We start from the raw sequence: 8,654 nt of genomic DNA, 5'->3' as shown, positions 1-8,654 counted from the left end.
TCAAGCTTGTCCCCCTGCCTGCTCTCACCACGCGAGACGTCACCGAAAACGCACTACGCGTGGCCGCTGCCAGGGGAAGACTCCGTGCGGTCAAGGGGGATGATGGCATGTGGCGGAGCAGCAAGAAGTGGGTGAAAGACTATCTCAAGTCGAGGCATCGTAGGTCGTAACGCATCTGCGGACGAGAAGCTACAACCACTCCTATAGTGCCTCCACCAACGGCTACTGCGGCAGCGGTGGCACCAACGTCAAGCTAGGTGACCCATCCGAGTGGGCCGCCTGCCAGACGGGCCTGGTGCTGAGTGACGAGTAGCTCTACAGATCTCGCTGTACGGCTCGTACTCTCGCGTTCACCCCTTAAGCGTGAGCCGTCCTGCTGCCGGCCGCCATCGACCCGTCGTGGACGCGCCCCTGGCCCCGCCGTACCCCGGAGACCGAGATGGCCGACTTCGGGCTCGGGGCTGCTTGGGGCGTTGAGTGGAAGGCTTGGCGGACTCCCGGCTTCGTCTCCACCGCTGCCGGGTACCAGGGCGGCTACAGTCCGAACCCGCTTACCGCTGGAGAGCTGAGGCGGGGAACGCTCTCGATCGATAGCCATGGAGTTCCTTGATCGCTCATGTCAGAACGTGTTCTGATGTAACCTGACGGTGTGAGCACTAGCCATGCCGACGCAGTGACTTTCTCTGACCTGTCGAGAAATCCCCGAGCGGTCGCCGAGCGCGCGGCACGCCTGGGACGCGTGCGTGTCACGCATCGGGATGCTCCAGACTTCTACTTGACGGCAGCCGACCGTGAAGAGGAGCGCGAACAGACGTTCACCACCGCCTCCCGGCTGTTTCTTGCTCTGATCAAGCACGATCCCACTGCGCGTGCGCTGGTCATAGCCATGCCGGAGGTCTTCCCTTGGGTTCGCCACCTGTCTTCGGACGAACTGCGTGCCTTCACTCTGGAACTGGTCGAGGCGCTCTCCGATGCGGCCGAGTTGGAGGTCGATGCCACCACACAGGAGGTCATCGCCGGCTGGCGAGCCACTGCGAGGATCAAGGCCGACCCCGCACGCTACGCCGAGGCTCGCAAGCCCACCAGCGGTGACTTCGGGCCGGTACAGGTTTCGGCATGAGTCCGAAGCGTGGAGATCGGGTGACGGTGCCACCACCGGATGGCGAGTGGGATGTCCGGTTCGGTACCGGCGAAGCGGTCAGGGGCTGGGAAGAGCTGTGCCGTCACGCCTTGGCCAATACGCGCCGATGCTTCGAGGTGCTGCGGGTTGATCCCCGTTCAGGCTCCAGCCACGACCGTCAGCATCGCCTACGCGGCGATCTCGCGACTCATCGTCACAACGGCAAGGACTTGGAGCAGTGGGAATTCGAGGTCACCAGCGGCGGGCGTGTCCGCTATGCCATCGATGATGCCACTCGAACTGTCTGGGTAATCTATGCATCGCCCCGGCACCCCAAAGACACCGAATAGCCGACTATTGCTGCGCGAAGCCGAGTGTTACAGCAGCACCTTTTAAGCTGTCAAATGGGTATTGCGGCATCGGTGGCACCAACGTCAAGCTAGGTGACCCATCCGAGTGGGCCACCTGCCAGACCGACCCGCCCGCGAGCGTGGCCGCCGGGACCGCGCCCCCGGCGGCCGCACCCTTCACCGGCAAACGCGTCACGAGACGCGTTCGAGCATGTCCGCCCTGATCTGCGGACCCGTGAGCGCCTTGGAATAGACGCGCACGTCGTCGAGCGTGACCGGAATGTAGAGGTCGTCGGCGAACCCGTCCGATCCGAGCTGGAAGTCGCCAGGGGCGTACAGGATGGCGCTCGACGTCTCCAGGGACTGATGTACGGCGCCGTTGACGTACACCGTCAGGGTGTAGCGGCCGGCCCAGTAGTCGAACGTCATGGCGAGGTGGGTCCACTGGTCGATCGGCGGAGTCGGGAGGGTCACGGAGAGGGGTGTCCGGTCGGCCATCGTCAGGAGCACCTGGTAGTCCCTCGGCCCCCATGTCTTGACGGAGTAGCTCGGGTAGGAGGAGCCTGACGCCTTCTTCGCGACGATGTACCGCGGCCGGTCGTACGGTTCGACGGCCCTCGGCCGCATCCACATCTCCAGGGTGAGCCCGCTCGTCACCCGCAGGCTCGCCGGGTCGGGGACGACCATCCGCCTGCCGGTCCTCGCGAAGTCCAGGGCGGAGCCGTGCCTCCCCGCGGTCCAGGTGGCCCTGTCGACGGTGCCGTGGTTGCCCTTGCCGGAAGCGTCCCGGGCCAGGGTGCCGCTCCCCTCGTCGAGCGCGTAAGCGGCCAGGAGGGATTCGGCGGGCCGGTCGACGGGTCCCACGTCCGCGGCCGCCTCCTGCGACGGGGGGCCGTTCGTGAGAATGTCCCGGGCCTGGACGCGGTAGTAGTAGCTGCCCGCCGGCTCGATGCCGGTGTCGGCGTACTTCGGCGTGGTGACGGTGGCGACCAGCGTCTCGGCGGTGGGCTCGAAGCCGGCCGTCGACGAGCGGTGGACCTCGTACCCCGTGACCCCGAAGTCGTCGGTCGCCGCGGTCCACGACAGGTCGGCACGGGCCTTCCCACCGGCCGCGGTGAAGGCGCCCACCGCCGAGGGCGGATCGTCTGGAAGGGCCGCGGTGACGGGGGTCTCCATGTCGGCGCGGACCCGTGCCTCGTCGATGGCGGTGCCGTAGACGCGCACCTCATCGATCACGCCGTCGAAGTCGGCCGAGGTGTCGTAAGCGCCGCCGATCGTGCGCTGGCCGTCGAACGACGGCAGCGGCACGGTCGCCTCCTGCACGGCGACCTGCGTCCCGTTCAGGTAGATGCGGAGCGCCGTCCCGTCATGGGTGACCGCCACATGGCTCCATGCGCCCTCCGGCACCTCGAACCCGTGCTCGCTCCCCGAGATGACCGCGCATCCTTCGACCCCGCAGTAGGCTGCGTACAGGGTTCGCGAGCTGTAGTCCACCACGAAGAAGCCGTTCGAGGAGTCCGAGGACTGCAACTCCAGGAGGTTGCCGTAGGCGTCGGCCGCCGGCTTGATCCACGCCTCGAAGGTGAGGGCCCCAAGGGCTGCCCAAGCAGGGGTGGGAGGAATCGCCACCTTGCTCTCGACGTAGTCCTCTCCCGCGAAGGACAAGGCCTTCCCGTACTTTCCCGCCGTCCACGACGTTGCCACCGCCGTGCCAGTGTCACCGCCCATGGAGTCGCCCACCGCGGTACCCCTGCTCTCCTCCATGCCGTACGCGGCGATGGGGACGGGATCGGTGAGAAGCGAGGCGGCCGACGCGGGGCCGACCGGCACAGCGGCCGTCGCGCTGAGAGCCATCGCCACAGCCACGGCGGCGGACGCCAGGAATCGAGGTAAACGGGGCATCGAACCTCCGTAGCCGAGCCATGTGATGATCCACGTTAACGCGGACGAGCCGGTCTGGCGATCAAGTAATTGCCCTCACGGAGTTCGAGGTCACCGACCGCTGTCTTGCCTCGTACGCGGCCCGAGAGCCGACCCGTATCTGTGCAGACCGACGTCGACCCCGGCTACATGATCGACCGACAGCACCGCAGGCAGCGGCCTTGCGGGAGGCTTTGTCGCGGCCCGGAACCGAGCGACGACGGCCGCGCACAGGCGGTCACGTCCATTTCCCTACGCTGCTCAGCTTCGTGAGCGTGCGGTGCGTATGGTCGCGCAGGTTCGTCCTAACTACCCCCTTGAGTGGGCCGCGAAGAAGGCGGTCGCTGGGCATCGGCACCCGAGACGGTGCGCACCTGGGTCCGCAAGGCAGAGGTGGACGCGGGCAGCGGCCTGGCATCACCAGCGAGAACGCCGCTGAGATCAAACGACTGCGGGCAGAGGTCGCCGAACCGCGTCGGGCCTGTGCGAGAAATCGCACGCAGCGGGCGTGATCCTTGTCCGCTCTATTGAATGCGGCGACGAGGGGACCCGTGTCACAGAGGATCACGCGATGATCGCTCCGTCGGACTCCTCGCGGCGAGGACAGGTGAGATACCGGTCATGATGGACGCAAGGTCCGCCGTCCTCTGGAGAGCACCGACCAGAGTGGCGAGGCGCCGAGGAAGCTGCAGCTCATCGAGAGCCTCCTCGGTGCCGACTCTGGCATCATTGTCGAAATCCATGGTGGTATAGACACGGCTGCCGAGACAGAGACATCTCTAGAGCTGCAGCGTACGCAGCTGCCGCCCCCTCCAACGGCTACTGCGCCATAGGCGGCACCGGCGTCGGTTGTCCCATCGGGCTGACGACCGGCGAGGCGTAGACCAGCAGCCTCACGATCACCTTGGCCTGAGATCGCCCGGCAAGACCGGCATCGATCTTGGGCCGGCTCCATTTCACGGGGATCTTTTCTCTATGGTCAAGGGCAGTCCGCTTCGCGGTCTGCCGCGCTGGGCGATCGGCGGGCCGGGCTGCGGCCCTTCGGGGGGTCCCGGCCCGCGCCGCCCGCACTGGAGCTAGCGAAATCCTCCGGTGAGCTGGCTCGACTACGTACAGTCGGCCGAGTTGTGGAACCGCACCCTGCAGGACTGGCAGTTGGAGTCCCTGGCGGTGCTGTCCGTGGTGGCCCTGTCGGTGTATCTGCGTCAGCGCGGCTCACCGGAGTCCAAGGCGGTCGGCGCCCCGCACGCCGCCACGAACGTCCAAGGCTGACCCGATCGCCCGAAGGCCGGGGCCGGCTCTGGTAGGTGATCGCCGGGCGCCTCGCCGCCGCGGCGCGCGCCGACCTGGCCGGTTACGGCGAGGAGCCGGTGTGCGGTCAGCGTTCCGCTGCGCCGGGCCGCTCCTCACGGGGCTGCGCCTCGCGGGGACGCACGATGGCGACCGGGCAGTGCGCGCCGTGCAGCACGCCGTGGCCGACCGAGCCCAGCACGGCCCCCTTGAACCCGCCGAGCCCGCGCGAGCCGACGACGACCAGGTCGGCCTTCTCGGACGCCTCGACCAGCGCCGGCGTGGGGTGCCCGCACACGACCGTCTCGGCCACCGTCACCTCCGGGTGCTCTTGTCGCCAGGCCGCGAGCCACTGCCCGGCCTGCCGGGTGGCCGACTCGAAGACGTCCTTGAACACATCGGTGTAGCCGGCCGCGAGCGGTGAGAACGCGGGCATCGCCCAGGCGTGCACCGCGTGCAGGCGCGCGCCGCGCAGCTTCGCCTGCTCGAAGGCGAACTCCAGCGCCGCCTCCGAGTGCGGCGAGCCGTCGACGCCCACGATGATCTCGCCGTGCTCTTCGCCCAGCGGACCGCGCACGATCACCACGGGGCCCGCCGCGTGCCCGGCCAGACCTATCCCCACTGATCCGACGACCAGGCCGGTGAAGCCGCCCATGCCGCGGCTGCCGAGCACCAGGACGTCGGTCCGGCCGGACTCGTCCTTGAGCCGCTCGACCACCGCCCCGGTGGCCAGTTCGGTGGTGACCTTCACGCCGGGAGCCCGCTCGGCGACGCGGGCGGCGGCCTTGGCCAGCACACCCTCGCAGTAGTCGGTCATCGACTGGTCGAACCCCTCGACCCGGTGGAACGGATACTCACCGGCCCAGGGCTCGCGGACGTGCACGACACGTACGGCCTTCCCCGAGCGGGCGGCGTCGTCCGCCACCCAGTCGACCGCCGCCAGTGCGGAGGTGGAACCGTCGACCGCGACCGTGACAAGCCCGTACATGGTCTCTCCTTCGTGGTGCCGGTGCCGGGCTATCGCGCATCCCAGCCGGGACTGTCATCCTCTTCCCACGTGAGCCTGTCGATCACGTCCACCACGCCGTTGACCCGCAGAACGGCGCGGGCCGCGATGTGCGCGTTGCTGCGCCGGTCCATCGTGCCCTCCAGCGTGACGACGCCCCGCTTCACCGTGACCTTGACCCGGGAGGCGTCCATCCACAGCGACCGGGTGAGAACGTCCTCTTCGATCTCCCTGGCGATGTCCGCGTCAGCGCGGACGAAGACCTTCAGCAGGTCGGTGCGGCTGACGATGCCCTGCAGGACGCCGTCCTCGTCCACGACGGGCAGGCGCTTCACGCCGTGCTCGTCCATCAGCCGCATGGCCTGCACGACCGACGCCCGCGGCCGGGTCGTGACGGCCGGCCTGGTCATCAGCTCGGCGGCCGTCTCGCCCTTCGCCTTCTCGCGCGCCCACGCGCCCTCCTTGCCGAGGCGGTGGCGCAGCCGCACCCGCAGCGGCGGCTGGTAGCCCTCGCGGTAGTACTGCTCCTTGAACTCCTCCTTGCGCAGCAGGTCCGCCTCCGAGACGACGCCGAGGACGTGGTCCTCGCCGTCCACGACCGGTACCGCGCTCACCCCGTGGGCGATGAGCACCTCGGCGACGTCCTTGAACGGCGTGCTGCCGTTGACCGAGGCGACGTCCCGGGTCATGACCTCGCTGACCTTCACCCGCATGGTGCCCTCCAGCTCGCTTCTCGTGCCTGTCTCTCCTCCGAGTCCATCTCGCCGTGGCGGCCGCGGGGAGTGCCGCAAGTCCTCGGTTCGCGGGTCGTTGCGCCCGCCGCCGGGGCCCTTCGTCCCTGGCGGCGGGCAGAGCTCGCAACCAGGGACGTTCAGGGCCTTTCGGCCCGCCGCTTCAGGACCTGTGCCGCGGGTGGCGCCGCCCGGGCAGGGCAGAACAGCAGGTGAGGCGGACGCTCGCCGCACCCGCGCGAGCAGAGGGAAGGGAGGAGACCCATGGACGGTCGCACGTCGACCGGCGACGTGGCGCACGCGGTGCGGTCGGCGGTGGAGGCGGCGATCCACGCCCCCTCCGTGCACAACACCCAGCCGTGGTCGTTCACCGTGGCCGGTGACGAGATCAGTCTGCGGGCGGACCTCGACCGGCTCCTGCCGGTCGCCGACCCCGAGGGCCGGCAACTCCTGATCAGTTGCGGGGCCGCGCTACTGGACGTGCGCATCGCGCTGCTCGCGCTCGGATACCACCCCGAAGTGCACCTGCTGCCCGACCCGGACCGGCCCTCGCTGCTGGCGAGGGTGCGTCCGGGGGAGAGCACGCCGCCCGACGAGCACGCCCTCGACCTGTACGCCGAGATCACCCGGCGCCGGACACACCGGGCGGGCTTCACTGCCGAGCCGATGGCGGAGGCGCTGGTCGAGGCCCTGGTCGGGCAGGCGGGCATGGAGGGAGCACGCCTGACCCCGGTGCGGTCGCCGGCCGCCGTACGCCTGCTCGGGGCGATCACCGACGCGGCGCAGCAGGCGCAGGCGCAAGATCGGCTGTTCACGCTGGAGCTGATCCGCTGGAGCCGGCCGCCGGGCAGCACCAGGCGGGACGGCGTGCCCGCGGACGCCTACCCGAGCGAGCCGCCGCGGACCAGCCCTCAGCGGTTCGCGCAGCGCGACTACGCCCGGGGCCATGGCTGGGGTACGAAGGAGACCCACCCGGAGGCCGTCACGACCGGGCTCGTCGCCGTGCTGACCACGACGGGCGACTCCCGTGCAGACTGGCTGGCCGCGGGTCAGGCGCTGCAGCGCGTCCTGCTGCACGCCTCCGCACACGGCGTGCACGCCGCCTTCCACACCCAGGCACTGGAGCTGCCCCACCTGCGGGAGTTCCTCCGCGAGCAGGTGTGCTCGGGGGAGTACCCCCAAATGATCATGAGGCTCGGCAGGGTCCCCGACGGGGGCCCGAGCGTGCGCCGCCCGGTCTCGGAGGTGGTGGACGGCCTGTGACCTCCGGCTGCGGCGCGGCACTGCAGAGTTCGAGACGGTTACGCCCACGCCCCGGTTCGTCGCCGCTGCCGTCGGGTCCGGCGTGGTCGCCGGGGCGGGCCGTCGCTGATGGTCCCAGGCGTTGACGAGCTCCGTGGAGACGGCATGCAGTCCCGAACCCGGCACCGAGACGTCGAGGTGCTACTTGCCGCCTTCACGTCGCGATAAGGTCAGCGCCGCGGGACGAGCGGGTCAGACGGGGCGGGTGGCCAGGACCAGGGTGTCGATGGCCTCGCGTGGGCCGTCCTCGGTGGCGACCGGGCGGCGCACCTGCCCGGCACGGGTCACCGTCAGCGCCGGCGTCAGGGACGCGACGAGCGTGTCGGCGGTGTAGAGCACGCCAGCGTCGCGCGGGCCGCCCACGCCGTCCTCCAGGTTCGCCAGGTCGTGCCCGACGATGAACAGGCGCCCACCGCGTGCGACCGCCGCGGCCGCCCGGCCCAGCACCCCGGCCAGGTCGTCCTGGGGCAGGTGGAGGTAGGCGATGAGCACCAGGTCGAAACCCTCCGGTTCCGGGACGTATGTGCACAGGTCGGCCAGGACCCAGTCGACCGGAACACCTCGATCGGCGGACATCCGCTCCGCCTTGGCGAGCCCGGTGGCGGAGAAGTCGACGCCGGTCATCCGCCAGCCCCGCTCGGCGAGCCAGACGGCGTTGCGGCCCTCACCTGTGCCGAGGTCGAGGCCGCGGCCGGGTGTCAGCGCGGCGAGGTGCTCGGCGACGAAGCGGTTGGGCTCGGCCGTCCAGAGCAGCCCGCTCGCCTCGTAGCGCTGGTCCCACTCGGCCCTCTTCATCATGCCGCCACCTCCCCGGCGATGATATGCCGCGCCGGCCGATGGGAGAGGTTCGTTCCTCTCTCGGGCGACGCTCGTAGGCCCCCGTGGGACGTTCTGCCGAGGGTCGCTCCGAGGCATGCCCAGATGATCCTGTTCGA

General features: G+C 69.7%; 8 protein-coding genes and 1 pseudogene. 5 read left to right on the top strand and 4 right to left on the bottom strand.

The window, feature by feature from the left end; genetic code table 11:
- Window positions 1-649 precede the first annotated feature (649 nt).
- Both IEY93_RS31870 and IEY93_RS31865 read left to right on the top strand, forming a co-directional pair.
- The gene (locus tag IEY93_RS31870) at window positions 650-1,120 is read left to right on the top strand and encodes a hypothetical protein (RefSeq protein WP_189166869.1); all 471 of its coding nucleotides are present in this window, start codon (window positions 650-652) and stop codon (window positions 1,118-1,120) included.
- Window positions 1,117-1,470 carry a hypothetical protein gene (locus tag IEY93_RS31865; RefSeq protein ID WP_189166868.1) on the top strand — a complete coding sequence of 118 codons (354 nt, stop codon included), beginning with the start codon at window positions 1,117-1,119 and terminating at the stop codon, window positions 1,468-1,470. Before IEY93_RS31870 ends, IEY93_RS31865 begins: the two co-directional genes overlap by 4 nt.
- Before the next feature lie 192 nt (window positions 1,471-1,662).
- Here the strand turns inward: IEY93_RS31865 and IEY93_RS31860 are convergent, their stop codons facing one another.
- On the bottom strand, window positions 1,663-3,372 hold the full coding sequence (locus IEY93_RS31860; RefSeq protein WP_189166867.1) for a LamG-like jellyroll fold domain-containing protein: 1,710 nt from the start codon (window positions 3,370-3,372) through the stop codon (window positions 1,663-1,665).
- A gap of 304 nt (window positions 3,373-3,676) precedes the next feature.
- Here IEY93_RS31860 and IEY93_RS38800 point away from each other — a divergent pair.
- Both IEY93_RS38800 and IEY93_RS31855 read left to right on the top strand, forming a co-directional pair.
- Window positions 3,677-3,872, top strand: a pseudogene (locus IEY93_RS38800) (IS3-like element ISMyma3 family transposase); the annotation flags it as partial.
- A gap of 610 nt (window positions 3,873-4,482) precedes the next feature.
- A complete protein-coding gene (locus tag IEY93_RS31855; protein WP_189166866.1) occupies window positions 4,483-4,662 on the top strand; it encodes a DUF6766 family protein in 180 nt (59 codons plus the stop codon).
- A 106-nt stretch (window positions 4,663-4,768) separates the two neighbouring features.
- Here the strand turns inward: IEY93_RS31855 and IEY93_RS31850 are convergent, their stop codons facing one another.
- Together IEY93_RS31850 and IEY93_RS31845 are read right to left on the bottom strand one after the other, a co-directional pair.
- Window positions 4,769-5,668: a universal stress protein gene (locus IEY93_RS31850; RefSeq protein ID WP_189166865.1), complete on the bottom strand. Its 900-nt coding sequence runs from the start codon at window positions 5,666-5,668 to the stop codon at window positions 4,769-4,771.
- A gap of 29 nt (window positions 5,669-5,697) precedes the next feature.
- A complete protein-coding gene (locus IEY93_RS31845) occupies window positions 5,698-6,399 on the bottom strand; it encodes a CBS domain-containing protein (RefSeq protein ID WP_189166864.1) in 702 nt (233 codons plus the stop codon).
- Between the two features lie 282 nt (window positions 6,400-6,681).
- Here IEY93_RS31845 and IEY93_RS31840 point away from each other — a divergent pair, with 282 nt between their 5' ends.
- A complete protein-coding gene (locus tag IEY93_RS31840; protein WP_189166863.1) occupies window positions 6,682-7,680 on the top strand; it encodes an Acg family FMN-binding oxidoreductase in 999 nt (332 codons plus the stop codon).
- Between the two features lie 231 nt (window positions 7,681-7,911).
- On the opposite strand, the gene IEY93_RS31835 is transcribed toward IEY93_RS31840, so the two are convergent.
- Window positions 7,912-8,517, bottom strand: a complete 606-nt coding sequence (locus IEY93_RS31835; RefSeq protein WP_229691651.1) for a class I SAM-dependent methyltransferase — start codon at window positions 8,515-8,517, stop codon at window positions 7,912-7,914.
- Window positions 8,518-8,654: the final 137 nt, after the last annotated feature.

The sequence above is a fragment of the Sphaerisporangium melleum genome (genome assembly GCF_014646695.1).
GTDB classification, from domain to species: Bacteria; Actinomycetota; Actinomycetes; order Streptosporangiales; family Streptosporangiaceae; genus Sphaerisporangium; species Sphaerisporangium melleum.
This window is presented reverse-complemented; position numbering and strand designations above follow the sequence as displayed.

Bases quoted from the DNA above. Each gene is read 5' to 3' on its own strand.
- IEY93_RS31865 (WP_189166868.1), top strand. From the start codon at position 1,117: ATGAGTCCGAAGCGTGGAGATCGGGTGACGGTGCCACCACCGGATGGC.
- IEY93_RS31860 (WP_189166867.1), bottom strand. From the start codon at position 3,372: ATGCCCCGTTTACCTCGATTCCTGGCGTCCGCCGCCGTGGCTGTGGCG.
- IEY93_RS31850 (WP_189166865.1), bottom strand. From the start codon at position 5,668: ATGTACGGGCTTGTCACGGTCGCGGTCGACGGTTCCACCTCCGCACTG.
- IEY93_RS31845 (WP_189166864.1), bottom strand. From the start codon at position 6,399: ATGCGGGTGAAGGTCAGCGAGGTCATGACCCGGGACGTCGCCTCGGTC.
- IEY93_RS31840 (WP_189166863.1), top strand. From the start codon at position 6,682: ATGGACGGTCGCACGTCGACCGGCGACGTGGCGCACGCGGTGCGGTCG.
- IEY93_RS31835 (WP_229691651.1), bottom strand. From the start codon at position 8,517: ATGATGAAGAGGGCCGAGTGGGACCAGCGCTACGAGGCGAGCGGGCTG.